The organism is Apibacter muscae (assembly GCF_007845635.1).
GTDB lineage: Bacteria > Bacteroidota > Bacteroidia > Flavobacteriales > Weeksellaceae > Apibacter > Apibacter muscae.
In genome coordinates this window covers 20,592-39,033 of sequence record NZ_SELG01000037.1, presented here as the reverse complement: position 1 = coordinate 39,033, position 18,442 = coordinate 20,592, and the positions used below count along the sequence as shown (strand labels likewise).

Genomic DNA, 18,442 nt, shown 5'->3' with positions numbered 1-18,442 from the left:
AATATTTATATTTAATGAATTTAAGTCAGGCTCTACAAAATCCTATTTTTAGGGAGATCTCTAAACTAGCAGATCTTAAAAAACAAAAAACTTATGTTATCGGAGGATTTGTTAGAGATTTCTTACTAGAGAGAAATAATCCTAAAGATATAGATGTTGTTACAGAGGGTAGCGGTATAGACTTAGCTGAGGCACTTTCATTAGAACTTTCTCCTAAACCTAAAGTTTCTTTTTTTAAAAGGTTTGGAACAGCCATGATTAAGTTAAAAGATTACGATCTAGAATTTGTAGGAGCTAGAAAAGAAAGCTATTCGCCGGATAGTCGAAAACCTTTTATTGAAGAAGGTACACTTGAGGATGACCAGAATAGAAGAGATTTCACAATTAATGCATTGGCTATAAGTTTAAATCAAGAAGATTATGGTGCTCTTATAGATCCATTTGATGGATTGCAAGATTTGAGAAATAAAATTCTAAGAACTCCTTTAAACCCTGATATTACCTATTCAGACGATCCATTGAGGATGATTAGAGCTATACGATTTGCAACTCAATTAAATTTTGAAATAGAAAAAAATTCATTTCAATCCATAATTAATAATGCCCATCGTTTTGATATTATATCTAAAGAAAGAATCGCAGATGAATTCAATAAAATTTTAATGTCTCCTCAGCCAAGTATAGGTTTAAAATTATTATATGAAGCAGAATTGTTACAAAGATTTTTACCTGAATTAACCAATCTTCAGGGAATTGAAGAAATTGAAGGACAAAAACATAAAGATAATTTTTTTCATACTTTAGAGGTTGTAGATAATATCAGTAAATATACAGACCATTTATGGCTTAGATGGGCGGCACTTTTACATGATATAGGAAAAGCTCCGACCAAAAGATTTGATAAGAAAATTGGGTGGACATTTCATTCTCATGAGTTTGTAGGAAGTAAAATGGTTGTAACTATTTTTAAAAGATTAAAGCTACCATTAGGGGAACCATTAAAATACGTTCAAAAATTAGTAAAATTTAGCTCTCGCCCTATCTCTTTAGTAACCGATGATGCCTCAGATAGTGCATTAAGAAGATTATTATTTGATATGGGGGACGAACTCGAGGATCTTTTTTTACTATGCAATGCAGATATTACCACTAAAAATAAAAAAAAGCAAGAAAAATTTAAAAAGAATTTTGACTATGTAGAAAGAAAAATTAAAGAAGTTGAAGATAAGGATAAGGTTAGAAATTTTCAACCCCCTATAACCGGAAATATTATCATGGATAATTATGAAATACAAGAAGGTAAACAAATTGGAATTATAAAAGAAAAAATTAAAGAAGCTATATTGGAAGGAATTATAAAGAACGATTATGAAAGTTCTTTTCAATATATGAAAGAATTAGCAAAAAATTTAAACTTAAAACAAAAATAGTTATCAAAAACAATTATGATTTATAAGGTAAGAGTTATTCTTGAAACAGAAGAGGATGTTTTTAGAGATATTGAAATAAAAGGAACCCAGACATTGTGGAATCTTTATGAAGGTATAAAAAGTGCTTTTAGTTTACAAGGGGAGGAGTTGGCATCATTTTATAAATCAGACGAAAAATGGAGCCAAGGCGAGGAGATCCCTCTTGAAGATATGTCTGAGGATGGAGATGGAGAAACGATGTCTGATGTTTATGTTAAAGAAGCGTTAGCCAAAATAGGAGATCGTTTATTATTTGTTTATGACTTTATTAAAATGTGGTCATTCTATGTAGAACTAACCGAAATCATTGAAAAAAAGCCGGTGGTTAATTACCCTTTAACTGTTTATAGATTTGGAAAAATGCCTTTAAAAGCTCCCGATAAAAAATTTGCTTCCTCTACAAATATTGAAGACTTTGGAGATGTGGTTGCTGTTGATGATGTAAGTATTAAATTTGATGCAGATGAGGCAGATTCTTATGAGGATGAAGAGGAAGATGATACTTATGGTGATCTATATGAAGATGAAGAAGATGAAAAATAATTAAAAAAAGCTATTCGAAAGAATAGCTTTTTTTAATACATTTAAAAATATAAATTATAAATCATATTCATATTTTTTATCTAGTACAAAATCTTCCATAAATTTAGTAGTATAGTTACCCTCAATAAAATTAGGATCCTCCATAAGCTGTCTGTGTAAAGGAATAGTTGTTTTAACCCCCTCAATATAGAATTCATCCAAAGCACGTTTCATTTTGTCAATAGCTTCTTTTCGTGTGGGCGCATCCACAATCAATTTGGCAATCATAGAATCATAAAACGGCGGGATGCTATAATGAGGATAGACATTCGTGTCTACACGAACACCAATCCCTCCCGGAATATTCAAGTTAGTAATTTTTCCAGGCGATGGTAAAAATTGATTGTATACGTCTTCTGCATTAATCCTACATTCAATAGAATGATTTTTTGGATAAAAGTTTGTAGATGGTACTTTTTTACCATAAGCGATTTCAATTTGCAACTTTAATAAATCTAGACCAGTCACCTGCTCAGTAATAGGATGTTCTACCTGTATACGGGTATTCATCTCCATAAAATAGAAGTTTTGATGTTTATCTACCAGAAATTCTATGGTACCCAAACCTTCGTATCCAATATATTTAGCTGCTTTAATAGCAGCATCACCCATTTTTTTTCGAAGCTCATCGCTTAAAAAAGGAGAAGGAGTTTCCTCTGCTAATTTTTGATGACGTCTTTGAATTGAGCAATCTCTTTCAGATAAATGTATGGCATTTCCAAAACGGTCACCGGCAATTTGTATTTCAATATGGCGGGGTTCTTCAATTAATTTTTCCATATACATTCCACCATCCCCAAACGCTGCTTGAGCCTCTTGTACCGCAGCTTCCCAATTTTTTTCTAATTCTTCCTTCTTCCATATGGCTCTCATTCCTTTACCTCCACCTCCGGCAGTTGCTTTAATCATAACGGGATATCCAATTTCTTCAGCAATTTTTGCAGCTTCTTCATAAGAAGGGATCAATCCGTCAGAACCAGGAACAGTAGGAACACCCGCCTTTTTCATCGTTTCTTTAGCAGTAGCTTTATCTCCCATTTTTTCAATGTTTTCAGGAGTAGCACCTATGAATTTTATTCCCATTTTTTGACAAGAACGGGAAAAATTAGCATTTTCAGATAAGAATCCATAGCCTGGATGAATTGCGTCTGAATTAGTAATTTCAGCAGCAGTTAAAATATTAATTTGTTTCAAGTATGAATCTTTGCTTGAATGTGGACCTATACATACTGCCTCATCAGCAAAACGCAGATGCAAACTATTTGCATCTGCAGTAGAATATACCGCAACGGTTTCAATCCCCATTTCTTTAGCAGATCTAAGAATTCGCATAGCAATTTCTCCACGATTAGCTATCAGAATTTTTTTAAACATAAATTTAAATTTTTGATTAATTATGAAGGATCTACTAAAAATAAAGGTTGATCAAATTCAACTGGGGACCCATCTTCAGCTAATATTTTAACGATCTTCCCGGATATTTCAGATTCAATTTCATTGAATAATTTCATAGCTTCAATCACACAAACCGTATTACCTATATTAATATTGTCTCCAACATTCACAAAATAATCTTTATCAGGAGCAGGTTTTCTATAGAAGGTTCCGATCATAGGAGACTTGATAGTAATTAGTTTAGAAGTATCGTTACTTATCTCTGTTTCAGAAGTAGTTGGAGCTGTAGTATGAGAATTAATAGTATTAGTTGGTGCAATATTCATAGCATGCGAAGCATGAGGCATGTTAGTATTATATATTACAGCATCTTTATTCGTCTTAATAGAAATTTCAAACTCATCAGTTTTGTATGTTACTTCTGCAACGTCGGATTTAGAAACGAATTTAATTAAATTTTGAATATCTTTAATGTCCATATGAACTTTTTTAATTATTGTAAATGTAGAAAAGAATTGTGTATATCTTCTAATATAAAAACCACTTAATAATACAATTAAATGGCTTTATATAATTTTAAACTTAAGAAAAATAAATTAATCTTCTACTTCTTCAGTAGCCTTTTCCATTACAACTTTACCTCTATAATAAAGTTTCCCTTCATGCCAATAGGCTCTATGAAATAAATGTAATTCTCCCGTAGCAGAACATTTTGCTAATTGAGGAACTGTTGCTTTGTAGTGAGTTCTTCTTTTATCTCTTCTTGTTGTTGATTGACGTCTTTTAGGATGTGCCATAATTCCTTAGATATAGTTTAAATTTATATTTTTAATTATTTGATATTGAATCATTGGGAAGACTATACTTATCCAATAATTCTGTGTATTTATCTTCATGTCCGTTTAAATAACGAGGATGTATGCGTTTCATGGGAATAGATAACAAGATTGCTTCATATGCGAATTGGGCAATATTGAGACTATGTGAACCGTGTGGAAGAACTAATATTTCTTCATTTTCATCGTTGAATTCTTCACCAAATTTCACAAGTATTTTAATGCTATTTTTAATTTGTTGTTCATATTCATCATCAGAAATATCACATCTTAATATAACAGTTCCAATTGTATCCATGTTTAGCTCAAAAAAAGAAGAATGTTTAACAATATTTATATTTACATTGACATTTGGATCACTAAATTCTTGATTGAAATCAAATAAATCAAAAAAATGTTGAGAAATAACCAAATTTATAGCGTTATTTCCTAGTTTTAGTGAGTGTAATGAAATATCGTAATTGCTTAATTTATCCATTTTTCATGAGAAAACATCGGCAAATTTAGTTAATACTTTTAATATTACAAATTTTTATAATTTAAACTTTAATTATAGTCCAAAAAAATGAAATTAAAAAAGAGATTTGATATTTAAATTATATATTTTTAAAGGTAGTATAAACACTAATTAAATTAACCTGAAAATCTCTATATATTTGAATCAAAAATTATTTAAATTAAGTATTGATAAAAAAATGAGTAAATTAGTAATAAACTATATAATGATGAATGTAATTATAGCTATATTTATTATTATATTTTCTTTTTTTATAAATAGTGAATTTTTAAAATTTAACTTAGTTTCCTTAGTAATTATTTGTTCATCGTCAGCATTTGTTTTTTTTATCGTATATCTATTAAATCATATAGGGAAGGATAATAGTTTTTTTATCTATTTATTAGGGACAATTATAAAAAATGCTGTGCTTTTAGGTTTTTGCATAAAATTTAGAGAATTGGTAAGTGATAGAATTTTGTACTTACTATTTCTATATATGATTTTTATGTTTATAGAAATATTTTATATTCATAAGCTAATAAAAGAATAAAATTAAAAAAATAAAATGTTAAATTTTATTAATTATCTACATTAAAATATATAATTGTGTATGTTATGAAAATATTTATCTTTGCAAACCTACGAATGAAATAAACATGAAAAGACTGATTGTATTTTTTTTGACAATGTTATTGTTTGTATGTAATTTTTCACATTTACATGCAAAAGCTTCGGAGAATTCTGATGAATTTAATCCAACTGAGGTTGCAATGCACCACATAAAAGATTCTCATCAATTTGATATCTGGGGTAATAATGTTTTATTTTTACCCATAATTTTATGGACAGAAAATGGTTTAGTTACTTTTTCTTCCAAAGATTTTCATTGTGATGATAGTGGGCAGGTTGTAGTTGAAAAAAAAGGTATGAAATTTATTAAGTTTCATGAGAAAATTTATTACGCTTATACACAGAAAAACGCGAATGGAGAATATATTTCAAATACTCCAAATATTGTAAATCTGGACGAAAATCATCATCCAATGAATCAAGCACCTTGGGATTTTTCAGTTACTAAAAATGTATTTAGTATGTGGATGTCATTGCTTGTATTAATTTTAATATTTATAACCGCAGGGAATTACTATAAATCTAACAAATATAATGGGGTACCTAAAGGAATAGCATCTGTGGTAGAACCTGTTATAGTTTTTATAAGAGATCAGGTAGCTATACCTAATATAGGCTTAAAAAATTATAGAAAATATATGCCATACTTATTGACTGTATTTTTCTTTATATGGTTAAATAACTTAATGGGGATTATTCCATTCTTTCCATTTGGAGCAAATGTAACAGGGAATATAGCAGTAACATTTACTCTTGCAATTATTACATTAATAATAACAACTATTAGTGGGAATAAAAATTATTGGAAACATATTTTCTGGGCTCCAGGAGTACCTGTTCCTATGAAAATATTTTTAGCGCCTATAGAAGTTATAGGGATGTTTACAAAACCATTTTCACTAATGGTTCGTTTGTTTGCCAATATAACTGCAGGACATATTATCATTATAAGTTTAGTTTCTTTAATCTTTATATTTAAAACCTACATGGTAGCCCCAGCTTCAATTGTAGCAGTAGTTTTTATAAGTATGATTGAAATTTTAGTAACAGCTTTACAAGCATACATTTTTACCACTTTATCTGCTTTGTATTTTGGTAATGCAACAGAAGAACATCATGAACAACATCACGAAAATCATTAATTTTTAACATAAATCAATATGGAACTATCAGTAATTGGAGCAGGTTTAGCTGTAATCGGAGCAGGTTTTGGAATCGGGATTATTGGTGCTAAAGCGATGGAAGCTATAGCACGTCAACCTGAAGCACAAAGTAAAATCCAATCTTCTGCATTAATATTAGCTGCATTGATTGAAGCAGTAGCTTTATTTGCAATAGTTGTGTCTTTAATTAAATAAGACGGCAAGAGATTTAAAATATAAGAAACCCGAAATTTTAACGGTTGGTTATTCGGGTTTCTTATTAAAAGATTAATATAATTTAATAAAATACAAAAGCATATTAAAAAATGGATTTATTAACCCCTAATATAGGTCTTGTTTTTTGGACTACGATTTCATTTATTATCTTGTTAATTTTATTGAAAAAATTTGCATGGAAACCTATTTTAAAAGCATTGGAAGATCGGGAGAATTCAATACAAAAATCTTTAGATGAAGCTAAAAATGCAAGGGATGAAATGGCGAAACTTACAGCACAAAATGATAAAATTTTAAAGGAAGCTCGATTAGAAAGAGAAAGTATTTTAAAAGAAGCTAGAGAAGTTAAGGATAAAATTATAAGTGAAGCGAAAGAGATTGCTAATTCTGAAAGTGAAAAAATTATAACTTCTGCCAAAGAAAGTATCAATAGAGAAAGAGTTATGGCGATTAACCAAATTAAATCTGAAGTAGCTGATTTATCAGTAGCTATTGCAAAAGAGGTACTAAAAAAAGAGCTATCCTCAACCGACGAGCAAAAAAAATTGGTAGATACTTTAGTTAATCAGTCAAAATTAAATTAACCATGAGAATTTCAAGATTAGCAAAAAGATATGCATTGGGTTTATGGAATTATGCTATATCTGAAAATCAAGAAAGAGTTGTAATTGAAGAGTTACAAGTAGCAACTGAAAATATTGAGCAAAATAAACAATTTCAATTATTTTTAAAATCTCCGATTATAGAGACGTCTAAAAAGATTGAAATCTCGAAAGAAATATTTAAAAGTTTTACGAAAACATTTCAACATTTTATAATTTTAGTACTCAAACATAAGAGAGAAAATATATTGCTAGACATCTTTAGGGAAACTCTTAAGTTAAATGATGAATATTTAGGTACTCAAAGAGTGGAAATAGTTTCAGCAATATCTTTGGAAGAAGAAACAATTGCTAAGATTTTAAAATCAACACCCAAAATAAATTTTGAGAAATCGATAGTTAAGAATATAGTAGATGAATCCTTGCTTGGAGGATATATTTTACGGATGGAGGACTTTCAAGTAGATGCAAGTGTTAAAACCAAATTATTTAATATTAAGAAAAAACTAAGCGAAAAAGTATATTAAATACTACTTTATAAAACTATAAAAAATAATCAATGGCAAATATAAATCCAGCAGAAGTTTCTGCAATATTAAAGCAACAGTTATCAAATTTTGATAAAGATGTTTCATTAGATGAAGTAGGTACCGTATTACAAGTAGGTGATGGAATTGCTCGTATATATGGGTTAAGTAAGGCTGAACAAGGGGAACTTGTTCGTTTTTCCAATGGTTTAGAAGGAATGGTTCAAAACTTGGAAGAAGATAATGTGGGGGTAATGTTGTTTGGGAAATCCACAGGCATTAAAGAAGGAGATATCGTTAAAAGAACTAAAACGATAGCCTCCATTAATGTTGGTGAAGGTATGATTGGTAGAGTTGTGGATACTTTAGGGCAACCCATAGATGGGAAAGGACCAATTTCAGGAGAATTGTATGAAATGCCTCTTGAAAGAAAAGCACCTGGAGTTGTATTTCGTCAACCGGTGAATGAACCCTTACAAACAGGCATTATTTCCATAGATTCTATGATTCCTATAGGAAGAGGTCAAAGAGAATTAATTATAGGTGATAGGCAAACGGGTAAATCAACAGTAGCTATAGATACTATATTAAATCAAAAAGAATTTTATGACCGAGGAGAGCCGGTTTATTGTATTTATGTAGCTATAGCACAAAAGGCATCAACCGTTGCACAAATAGTAAAGACACTTGAAGACAAAGGAGCAATGGCATATACGGTAGTCGTTGCAGCGAATGCTTCGGATCCTGCACCTATGCAGGTATATGCGCCTTTTGCTGGAGCTTCCATAGGAGAATTCTTTAGAGATACTGGAAGATCAGCCTTAATAGTGTATGATGATTTGTCTAAACAAGCAGTTGCTTATAGAGAAGTTTCATTATTATTAAAAAGACCTCCAGGTAGAGAAGCTTATCCCGGTGACGTTTTCTATTTGCATTCAAGATTATTAGAAAGAGCGGCTAAAGTAATCGCGAACGATGAGGTAGCTTCTAAAATGAATGATTTGCCTGAATCATTAAAAAATATAGTTAAAGGTGGAGGTTCTCTAACCGCATTACCCATTATTGAAACACAAGCAGGAGATGTATCGGCTTATATTCCAACCAATGTAATTTCGATTACAGATGGTCAAATATTCTTAGAATCTGATTTGTTTAATTCAGGAGTACGTCCTGCGATAAATGTGGGTATATCAGTATCAAGAGTAGGAGGGGCTGCACAGATTAAATCCATGAAAAAAGTTTCTGGAACTTTAAAAATAGATCAAGCACAATATAGAGAATTAGAAGCATTTGCAAAATTCGGTTCAGATTTGGATGCAGCAACTGCAGCAGTAATTGCTAAAGGAGAGAGAAATGTGGAGATACTAAAGCAATCGGTAAATTCACCTATGCCTGTAGAGGAACAAGTTGCAATTATATATGCAGGAACAAAAAATTTACTTAAAAATGTTCCTGTTAATAAAGTTCAAAACTTTAAAGATAACTTAACAGACATCTTAAGAACCAAATATTCTGATACATTAAAAGACATAAAAAAAGGAAAAATTGATAATTCAGTAACCGATATTTTAGATTCAGTTATATCAGAGGTTGCTAAAATGTATTCGTAACTTTAATTGTATATAGAATTATAATACAGAAAAATGGCAACATTAAAGGAAATTAGAAATCGAATTACATCTGTAAACTCTACCATGCAGATTACTAGTGCTATGATGATGGTTTCTTCTGCAAAACTAAAAAGAGCCCAAAATTCGATTCAAAAATTGCGTCCGTACTCTGAAAAGATGCAGGAACTTTTAACACATATAACATCTTCCATTGATGAAGATTACGGTTCTGAATATAAGGATAGAGAAGAAATTAAGAAAGTACTATTGGTTGTTATTACCTCCAATAGAGGGTTGGCAGGAGCATTTAACTCAACCGTTGTTAAAGCGGTAAAAAAATTAATAGATACAACTTATAAGGGTATACAGGTAGATATACTTACTATAGGTAAAAAAGGGAATGATTTATTAAGTAAAACTTGCTCTATTAACGAAAACCATAGTGAACTTTGGGATTCTTTAAATTTTAAAAACACTTCTGAAATATCGGAAAAACTTATCGATAAATTTATTCAAGGAGAATATGATAAAATTGATTTAGTTTATAATAGTTTTAAAAATGTGGTAGTTCAATTATTAAAAGTTGAGCAATTTTTACCTTTACAATTAGATAAAGAAGAAATTTCAGCAAAGATTCATTCCGATTATATATTTGAATCGTCTAAAAAAGAAATTTTAGAAAAATTAATACCAAATACTTTGAAGATTCAACTATATAAAGCCGTTTTAGATTCAAATGCAGCTGAACATGGTGCTAGAATGTCTGCAATGCAATCCGCTACAGATAACGCAAAAAGTTTAAAAAATCAGTTGGTTATTTCTTATAATAAAGCTAGACAAGCATCCATCACCAATGAACTTATTGAAATTGTTAGTGGAGCTCAAGCTTTGGAAAGCTAAAAAATATTTACTAAGCATAAAAAAAGATTGAAAGTATATTTCAATCTTTTTTTTATGCTCATAAGTCTATACGCTTTACTAAGATGTATAGGCTTGATAATCATACAAAAACTAGAGGTTTAGCCTTTTTATGGAATAATTATTCTTTATTATTTTGGATATTTTACAAAAATTTCTATTTTTGCAGTGGCAAGTCCTGCACAACCAGCTCCTGTGAATCCTCCAGGGTGGGAACGCAGCAAAGGTAAACGGTTGTAGCGGTGTGATGCAGGTAGCTTGCCTTTTTTTATTGGTTCTAACGGAATACAATTTAGATCCATAAATATTAAAAATACATCTCTAAAAAATTTAAAAATTATGTCTGACCCATTGACTCCCAAATATATTTTTGTTACAGGAGGTGTTACTTCTTCATTAGGGAAAGGGATTGTTGCAGCATCTTTGGGAATGTTGCTAAAAGCAAGAGGTTATAGAGTCACTATTCAAAAATTAGACCCATACATAAATATAGATCCAGGAACCCTTAATCCTTATGAGCATGGGGAATGTTATGTGACTGAAGACGGTGCAGAAACCGATTTGGATCTTGGACATTATGAAAGGTTTTTAAATACTCCAACTAGTAGAAATAACAATGTAACCACCGGGAAAATTTATCAAACGGTTATTGAAAAAGAAAGAAAAGGAGATTTTTTAGGTAAAACTGTTCAAGTGATCCCTCATATTACCAATGAAATCAAAAGACGTATTAAAATACTTGGTAAAAGCGGGGATTTTGATATCATTATTACAGAAATTGGTGGAACCGTTGGAGATATTGAATCCTTACCTTATATAGAAACTGTAAGACAATTGAGATGGGAATTAGGTTATCAAAATTCAATAGTTGTACATTTAACCTTAGTACCATACTTAGCGGCTAGTGGCGAATTAAAAACTAAACCATCGCAACATTCCGTACGTCAATTAATGGAAAATGGTTTGCAAACTAATTTTCTAGTTTGTAGAACTGAGCATGACATTCCTAAAGATGTACGTTCTAAATTAGCGCTATTTTGTAATTTGAACATAGATCATGTAATTGAAAGCAAAGATCTATCAACCATTTATGAAGTACCTCTTTACCTTAAAAAACAAAATTTTGATACCTTAGTATTAAAAGAATTAGGTTTTAATGAAGACAATAAAGAACCTGACTTAACGCAATGGAACGATTTTCTTACTAAATATAAAAATCCGAAAAATAAACTTGAAATTGCTTTAGTGGGTAAATATGTTTCTTTACAAGATTCTTATAAATCTATTGTTGAAGCACTGATACATGCAGGAGCATCGAATGAAACAAAAGTGAATATACGGTGGATATATAGTGGAGATATTCTACCCGAAAATATTTCGGATAAATTAAAAGGGATTGATGGTATTATTATAGCCCCAGGATTTGGTGATAGGGCAATAGCTGGTAAAATTACAGCCTGTCAGTATGCAAGGGTTCATAAAATTCCATTGTTAGGAATATGCCTAGGAATGCAGATTGCTGTCATAGAGTTTGCAAGAAATGTATTAGGTTATGAAGATGCAGACAGTGTTGAATTTAATGTACAATCTGAAAATCCAGTGATCTGTTTAATGGAAGAACAGAAAAATATCACCAATAAGGGAGGCACCATGAGGTTAGGAGCATGGGATTGTAAAATAAAAGAAAATTCGTTAGCTGAAAAAATCTATGGCAATCTTAGTATTAAAGAAAGACATAGACATAGATACGAATTTAATAGTGAATATAAAGAACAGTTTGAAAAAAACGGTCTTGAAGCTATAGGCTCCAATCCAGAAACAGGATTGGTTGAAATTATTCAAGTAAAAGATCATCCGTTCTATATAGGAGTTCAATATCATCCAGAATATAAGAGTACAGTGGCAACACCACATCCTTTATTTTTAGCTCTTATAAAAGCTGCTCAAGATTATCAAAATTATAATAAAATAAAAAATGCAACAAAAAAGCAATTTTGATAAAAATCAAATTATAGGTTTTATACTTATAGGTATAATCTTAATCGGATTTTTAGTTTATTCAAGTAAACAACAGCAAAAAACCATATTAGAAGATCAGAAGGTTGAAAAACAAACAATTGCTTCAGAAAATAAAATTGAGCAATCAACCGTAACAACCAAACCCATTCAACTAGATTCTATTGAAGAAGCAAAAGTTCAACTAATTCCTTTTTCTAATGAGCAATTAGATATAAAAATTAGTACGCAAGGAGCACAGCTAAGAGGAGTAAGATTAAAGAAATGGACGGCTTATGACGAGGCTAACGAATCGCATAAGAAAGATCTTTTTTTAGTTAATGAAGAAAACACAGATTTTAATATTTCTTTTAAAGATAAAACTGGAAAGATTATTAATACTAGAGATTTAGTCTTTACTCCCCAAGTTGGAAAAGATGAAGCTACATTTACCGCAAACCTTGCCAATGGATCTTACATTCAATTCATCTACAAACTTTACGGAGAATATTCTTTAAATTTTAACGTTAAAACTCAAGGATTATCACAAATTACATCAGGTAAGAATGCTACTTTAGATTGGCAACAAAATGCAATAGCATTAGAAAAGGGTAGATCTCAAGAACTTATTTATACTGAATATAGATATAGTTTAAATGATTATAAACAAACCGATTATGATACCAACGGCTTTACAGAAGACAAAGATAAAATTGATTGGATAAGTGTAAAACAACAGTTTTTTGCTACCATTTTAGAGGCAAAAAATGGATTTCATAATTCAAAAGGAGAACAAACCAAGGATGAAGATACTTCTAAATATCTTAAGAAATTTACATTTACTTCTATAGTTCCTATTCACCAGGGTGAAATTAATGAAAATTATACTTGGAATTTCTTGCCCTTAAATTACGATCTTCTAAAATCTTATAAAGCTGATAATAATGAAATAAGCAAACAATTTTCTTACAATATTCCTTTTGGTTGGATGAAATGGTTATGTATATTTTATTTATGGATTTATCAATTTTTAGAAAAATTTGGAATACCCGCAGGATGGATAATCTTTTTAATGACGATTGTTGTTAAGTTAGTAACCTCTCCAATTATGTACAAACAGTATATACAAGGAGCAAAGATGAGGATACTTAAGCCGGAATTGGATGAAATTAATGAGAAGAATAAAAATGCAGATCCATTAAAAAAACAACAAGCAACCATGGAATTGTATAGGAAGGCAGGTGTTAATCCGTTAGCCGGTTGTCTACCTGCATTAATACAAATTCCTATCTTTTATTCCTTGTTTAGATTCTTTCCTAATAATATAGCAATGAGAGGTAAATCATTCCTATGGGCCAATGATTTAACCGCTTACGATTCCATTTATCAATGGAATACCCATATACCTATTTTATCAAGTTTCTATGGAAATCATATAAGTTTATTTACATTATTGTATTGTATAGCCTTATTAATTTATACAAAGATGTCTACCTCAACCATGCAGCCACCTAAACAAGAAGGTATGCCTGATATGAGGTTTATGATGTACTTAATGCCAGTGATGTTTATTTTTTGGTTAAACTCCTATGCTGCAGGATTATCATGGTATTATTTAGTTTCCAATGTTATAAATATTCTTTTAATTATATTAATAAAAAATTATTTCATAGATGAGAAGAAGATACATGCTAAAATGCAAGAAAATAAACTAAAGCCTGCGAAGAAGAAAAGTAAATGGCAACAGAAAATGCAACAAATGATGGAGCAAGCACAGCAACAGCAAGCCAAGAATAAGAAATAATATATTAAATAAACATGATAAAAGACAGCCCAATTGGGCTGTCTTTCTTTTTAACAATAGAATTATAGTTTGTAACTTTAATAAAATAATAAAATTAAAAATATGAATTATCGTATTGAAAAAGATACCATGGGAGAAGTTAAAGTTCCAGAAGATAAATATTGGGGAGCTCAAACTGAAAGATCTAGAAATAATTTTAAGATTGGACCTGAGGGGTCAATGCCTGTTGAAATCGTACATGCTTTTGCAATTTTAAAAAAAGCGGCTGCTTATGCCAATGAATCTTTAGGAGTTTTATCTTCAGAAAAAAGAGATTTAATAGCAAGTGTTTGTGATGAAATTCTTGATAATAAGTTAAACGAACAGTTTCCTTTAGTTATATGGCAAACCGGTTCAGGAACTCAATCCAACATGAATGTTAATGAAGTTATATCTAATCGTGCATGGGTATTGAAAGGTGGGAAATTGGGAGAAAAAAGTTGTATCCATCCCAATGATGATGTAAACAAATCACAGTCTTCCAACGATACCTATCCAACGGCTATGCATATAGCCGCTTATAAAAAAGTGGTGGAACATACTTTGCCCGCAGTAAAAAAATTAAGAGATACGTTACAACTAAAGGCTGAAAGTTTTAAAGAAGTTATAAAAATAGGGAGAACCCACTTGATGGATGCTACTCCATTGACTTTAGGACAAGAATTTTCTGGTTATGTAGCTCAACTTAATTATGCCATTAAAGCAATTGAAAATACTTTACCACATCTTAGCGAATTAGCATTGGGAGGTACGGCTGTAGGAACTGGTTTAAATACCCCTAAAGGATACGATGTAAAAGTTGCTGAATATATTTCAAAATTTACCGGATTACCTTTTGTTACAGCAACTAATAAATTTGAAGCTTTAGCTTCTCATGATGCCATAGTGGAAACTCATGGAGCACTTAAACAATTAGCAGTTTCTTTATTTAAAATTGCTCAAGATATAAGGCTTATGGCTTCTGGACCTAGAAGTGGAATAGGAGAGTTGTTTATTCCTGAAAACGAACCAGGATCTTCCATAATGCCAGGTAAAGTTAATCCTACCCAAAATGAAGCTATGACGATGGTATGTGCGCAAGTATTAGGTAATGATACAGCAATTACGTTCTCTGGCACTCAAGGAAATTATGAATTAAATGTATTTAAACCTGTAATGGCTTATAATTTTCTTCAATCTGCTCAACTATTGGGAGATGCCTGCCTTTCTTTTGATGCTCATTGTGCAACCGGTATTGAGCCCAATCATAAAAGAATAAAGGAGCTGTTGGATAACTCTTTAATGCTTGTAACAGCACTAAACACACATATCGGTTACGAGAAGGCTGCTATCATCGCAAAAACAGCACATAAAAATGGAACTACTTTAAAAGAGGAAGCTATTAATTTAGGATTTGTCACTTCGGATGAATTTGATAAATGGGTACGCCCGGAAGATATGGTTGGTAGTTTAAAATAAGTTATAAATTAAAATGAAGGTTTTTATTTTATACTTTTAAGATATTCATAAACGATATGTGTTGGAAGTCCCATAATTGTATAATAAGAACCTTCAATTTTATAAATTTTAGATAATCCAATCCAGTCTTGTATACCGTAAGAGCCTGCTTTATCTAAAGGACGATAATTGGTTATATAAAAATCAATCTCTTCATCACTTAACTCAGAAAGATAGATTTTAGCACTGTCGGTGAAAATTTTAGTACCCTCAGAAGTAGTAAAGCCAACTGAAGTATATACGGTATGATCAGTATTAGATATTTCTCTTAAAAAATTTTTAGCTTCCTCAATATTCTTAGGCTTTTCTAAGGGATGATCTTTATTCCAAACTATGGTATCTGCCGTTATAAGTAGATCCTTAGATTTTACATTTCCAAAGTGGGATGACTTTTTTTTTGCTAAATATTCTGTAATTTCGTTAGCAACTAATCCCGCTGGATAAGTTTCTTCTACTAAAACAGGTTTACAAACAAACGAAATGTTCAGAGATCTTAATAACTCCTGTCTTCTTGGAGATTGTGAGGCTAAAATTATATTATAAGGAATTTTCATTCTATTCATTAAAAAAAGCTACTTTAAATTTAAAGTAGCTTTATTGTTAATATATTAAATAATTATTGGTCTTGCTTTCCAATTTCACCTAAACTATCAAGAATATCATTTTTTATACCGTCATTGTAGGTAGCATCGCTAAATGCTAACATAGGAAGAAATACGAAAGGTAGTAGAGCCATTCCAACTCCAAAAGCTTTGCTTTTTCCAAATTTTAATGCCCAATCCATATAAACAATTATTAAAACTGCTATATTTACTATGGGTACAAGTAGTAAAATTATCCACCAAGCAGGTCTTTTATTAATTTCGTGGAACAAGACATATAAATTATAAATAGGAATAATTGCTTTCCAGCCTTTATGACCAGATTTTTCATATAGTTTCCAATTAGAAACTATAACAATTACCGAAATAATTAAAACGACTAAATTATTCATTGTTTATATATATTTATTTTAATTATTCAAAGATATTAATAATTAGATCACTTGAACAAAAAAAATCATTTTATATAATAAAAAATATACATTCTATATTATTAAATTATAATTAAAAATCTATTAAAAATTATAGATTCTTAATTAAGTATTTTCTTATAAATCAATGGCTTCACCGTAGGCGGCTTCAGTAGCTCCCTTAAATGCTTCTGAAATGGTTGGATGTGGGTGAATAGTGGTTAGCACTTCATGCGCTGTGGCTTCTAATCTTCTTATAGCAACGGCTTCTGCAATCATATCAGTAACTCCGTTACCAACCATATGGCAACCCAATAATTCTCCATATTTAGCGTCATAAATAACTTTGATAAAACCATCAGTATCTCCATTAGCAGTAGCTTTACCAGAAGCAACAAATGGAAACTTTCCTACTTTTAATTCATAACCGGCTTCTTTAGCTTTTTTCTCAGTCATACCCACTGAGGCTATTTCTGGTGAGCAATAGGTACATCCAGGAATATTACCATAATCTATAGGCTCAACTTTTAAACCTTTAATTTTTTCCACGCATAAAATACCTTCAGCAGAGGCTACATGTGCGAGTGCAGGTCCTGGAATTACATCACCAATTGCATAATAACCGGGTACGTTGGTTTTATAAAAATCGTCAACAAGAATTCTGCCCTTGTCAGTAGCGATACCTACATTTTCAAGTCCAAGATTTTCAATATTGGCAGTTATTCCTACTGCAGATAATACAATTTCAGCTTCTAAAGTTATTTCACCTTGGGAAGTTTTAATGGACGCTCTAACTCCTTCACCATGATCTTCTACTTTCTCAACTGAAGCATTAGTCATTATGTCTATTCCTTGTTTCTTAAGTGATTTTTCTAAATGTTTAGAAACTTCTTCATCTTCTACAGGAACAATTGTAGGTAAATATTCAACTACGGTAACTTTCGTACCTAAACTAGCATAAACATAGGCAAATTCTATACCTATAGCTCCAGACCCTACAACTATCATGGATTTGGGTTGTTTAGGTAGAGTAAGAGCTTCTCTATAACCAATTATTTTTTTTCCATCCTGTGGAAGATTAGGCAATACTCTAGATCTTGCACCAGTTGCAATAATAATGTGAGAAGCTGAGTACTCAGAAACTTTTCCTTCGGAATCTGTAACATCAACTTTTTTTCCAGCTTTCACTTTAGCATTTCCTAAGATTACGTCAATCTTATTTTTTTTCATTAGGAAGCCAATTCCTTTATTCATTTTGTCAGCAACTCCTCGGCTTCTTTTTATAATATTAGAAAATTCATAAGAACCCTCTACTTTATTTAGTCCATATTCTTCGGCATGTTTAATATAATCAAAAACATGAGCACTTTTAATTAATGCTTTCGTAGGGATACATCCCCAGTTCAAGCAAATTCCTCCCAAATTTTCACGTTCAATGACAGCAGTTTTAAAACCTAATTGAGAAGCTCTAATTGCAGTAACATATCCACCAGGTCCGCTTCCAATAACTATTATATCGTAATTCATTATACTTTTTTATAGACAAAAATACTATAATTTTTATTATCTTTTTTAGGAACCTTTTAAATATTTTTATTAAAACTCAAAATTTATAATTTGTAATTATCAGTTTAACAGTTGTTTATTG

18 protein-coding genes and 1 other RNA gene are annotated in these 18,442 nt (G+C 30.8%); 12 read left to right on the top strand and 7 right to left on the bottom strand.

The annotated features are described in order from the left end of the window. The first annotated feature begins 14 nt into the window (after nt 1-14). Nucleotides 15-1,430 (top strand): CCA tRNA nucleotidyltransferase, encoded by a 1,416-nt coding sequence (locus ETU08_RS08420; protein ID WP_146262587.1) that lies wholly within the window; start codon nt 15-17, stop codon nt 1,428-1,430. A gap of 15 nt (nt 1,431-1,445) precedes the next feature. Then, nucleotides 1,446-2,012 (top strand): IS1096 element passenger TnpR family protein, encoded by a 567-nt coding sequence (locus tag ETU08_RS08415; protein ID WP_146262586.1) that lies wholly within the window; start codon nt 1,446-1,448, stop codon nt 2,010-2,012. Between the two features lie 54 nt (nt 2,013-2,066). Here the strand turns inward: ETU08_RS08415 and accC are convergent, their stop codons facing one another. The 4 genes from accC to ETU08_RS08395 form a co-directional block, all read right to left on the bottom strand. Continuing rightward, the gene (gene accC, locus ETU08_RS08410; protein ID WP_146262585.1) at nt 2,067-3,425 is read right to left on the bottom strand and encodes an acetyl-CoA carboxylase biotin carboxylase subunit; all 1,359 of its coding nucleotides are present in this window, start codon (nt 3,423-3,425) and stop codon (nt 2,067-2,069) included. Between the two features lie 20 nt (nt 3,426-3,445). Next, nucleotides 3,446-3,925 (bottom strand): acetyl-CoA carboxylase biotin carboxyl carrier protein, encoded by a 480-nt coding sequence (gene accB, locus ETU08_RS08405; protein WP_146262584.1) that lies wholly within the window; start codon nt 3,923-3,925, stop codon nt 3,446-3,448. Nucleotides 3,926-4,042: 117 nt separating this feature from the next. Beyond that, entirely contained in the window at nt 4,043-4,243 is a 201-nt protein-coding gene (gene rpmF / locus ETU08_RS08400; protein ID WP_146262583.1) for a 50S ribosomal protein L32, read from the bottom strand. 31 nt (nt 4,244-4,274) lie between these two features. Then, on the bottom strand, nt 4,275-4,760 hold the full coding sequence (locus ETU08_RS08395; RefSeq protein WP_146262582.1) for a YceD family protein: 486 nt from the start codon (nt 4,758-4,760) through the stop codon (nt 4,275-4,277). Between the two features lie 677 nt (nt 4,761-5,437). Between ETU08_RS08395 and atpB the strand changes: the two genes are divergently transcribed. The 10 genes from atpB to fumC all read left to right on the top strand — a co-directional run bounded on the left by atpB (nt 5,438) and on the right by fumC (nt 15,743). After that, a complete protein-coding gene (gene atpB / locus ETU08_RS08390; RefSeq protein WP_146262581.1) occupies nt 5,438-6,553 on the top strand; it encodes a F0F1 ATP synthase subunit A in 1,116 nt (371 codons plus the stop codon). Between the two features lie 18 nt (nt 6,554-6,571). Next, on the top strand, nt 6,572-6,769 hold the full coding sequence (gene atpE / locus ETU08_RS08385) for an ATP synthase F0 subunit C (protein ID WP_185145075.1): 198 nt from the start codon (nt 6,572-6,574) through the stop codon (nt 6,767-6,769). Between the two features lie 110 nt (nt 6,770-6,879). Beyond that, nucleotides 6,880-7,374 carry a F0F1 ATP synthase subunit B gene (locus ETU08_RS08380; protein WP_146262579.1) on the top strand — a complete coding sequence of 165 codons (495 nt, stop codon included), beginning with the start codon at nt 6,880-6,882 and terminating at the stop codon, nt 7,372-7,374. Between the two features lie 2 nt (nt 7,375-7,376). Further along, nucleotides 7,377-7,919: an ATP synthase F1 subunit delta gene (gene atpH / locus ETU08_RS08375; RefSeq protein WP_146262578.1), complete on the top strand. Its 543-nt coding sequence runs from the start codon at nt 7,377-7,379 to the stop codon at nt 7,917-7,919. Between the two features lie 32 nt (nt 7,920-7,951). Next, nucleotides 7,952-9,529, top strand: a complete 1,578-nt coding sequence (atpA, locus tag ETU08_RS08370; RefSeq protein WP_146262577.1) for a F0F1 ATP synthase subunit alpha — start codon at nt 7,952-7,954, stop codon at nt 9,527-9,529. A gap of 33 nt (nt 9,530-9,562) precedes the next feature. Next, nucleotides 9,563-10,429, top strand: coding sequence for an ATP synthase F1 subunit gamma (gene atpG / locus ETU08_RS08365; RefSeq protein WP_146262576.1), 867 nt, complete (start codon nt 9,563-9,565; stop codon nt 10,427-10,429). Nucleotides 10,430-10,616: 187 nt separating this feature from the next. Beyond that, nucleotides 10,617-10,714, top strand: an RNA gene (gene ffs, locus ETU08_RS08360) — signal recognition particle sRNA small type. A gap of 72 nt (nt 10,715-10,786) precedes the next feature. Continuing rightward, on the top strand, nt 10,787-12,445 hold the full coding sequence (locus ETU08_RS08355) for a CTP synthase (RefSeq protein WP_146262575.1): 1,659 nt from the start codon (nt 10,787-10,789) through the stop codon (nt 12,443-12,445). After that, nucleotides 12,423-14,246, top strand: a complete 1,824-nt coding sequence (yidC, locus tag ETU08_RS08350; protein ID WP_146262574.1) for a membrane protein insertase YidC — start codon at nt 12,423-12,425, stop codon at nt 14,244-14,246. The genes ETU08_RS08355 and yidC overlap by 23 nt, the downstream gene beginning before the upstream one ends. Nucleotides 14,247-14,348: 102 nt before the next feature. Continuing rightward, the gene (fumC, locus tag ETU08_RS08345; protein ID WP_146262573.1) at nt 14,349-15,743 is read left to right on the top strand and encodes a class II fumarate hydratase; all 1,395 of its coding nucleotides are present in this window, start codon (nt 14,349-14,351) and stop codon (nt 15,741-15,743) included. Nucleotides 15,744-15,766: 23 nt separating this feature from the next. Here fumC and ETU08_RS08340 read toward each other — a convergent pair whose 3' ends face one another. The 3 genes from ETU08_RS08340 to lpdA all read right to left on the bottom strand — a co-directional run bounded on the left by ETU08_RS08340 (nt 15,767) and on the right by lpdA (nt 18,321). Then, nucleotides 15,767-16,345 carry a Maf family nucleotide pyrophosphatase gene (locus ETU08_RS08340; protein WP_146262572.1) on the bottom strand — a complete coding sequence of 193 codons (579 nt, stop codon included), beginning with the start codon at nt 16,343-16,345 and terminating at the stop codon, nt 15,767-15,769. 53 nt (nt 16,346-16,398) lie between these two features. Continuing rightward, the gene (locus tag ETU08_RS08335) at nt 16,399-16,776 is read right to left on the bottom strand and encodes a DUF5684 domain-containing protein (protein ID WP_185145303.1); all 378 of its coding nucleotides are present in this window, start codon (nt 16,774-16,776) and stop codon (nt 16,399-16,401) included. 156 nt (nt 16,777-16,932) lie between these two features. Beyond that, entirely contained in the window at nt 16,933-18,321 is a 1,389-nt protein-coding gene (gene lpdA, locus ETU08_RS08330; RefSeq protein ID WP_146262571.1) for a dihydrolipoyl dehydrogenase, read from the bottom strand. Nucleotides 18,322-18,442 lie beyond the last annotated feature (121 nt).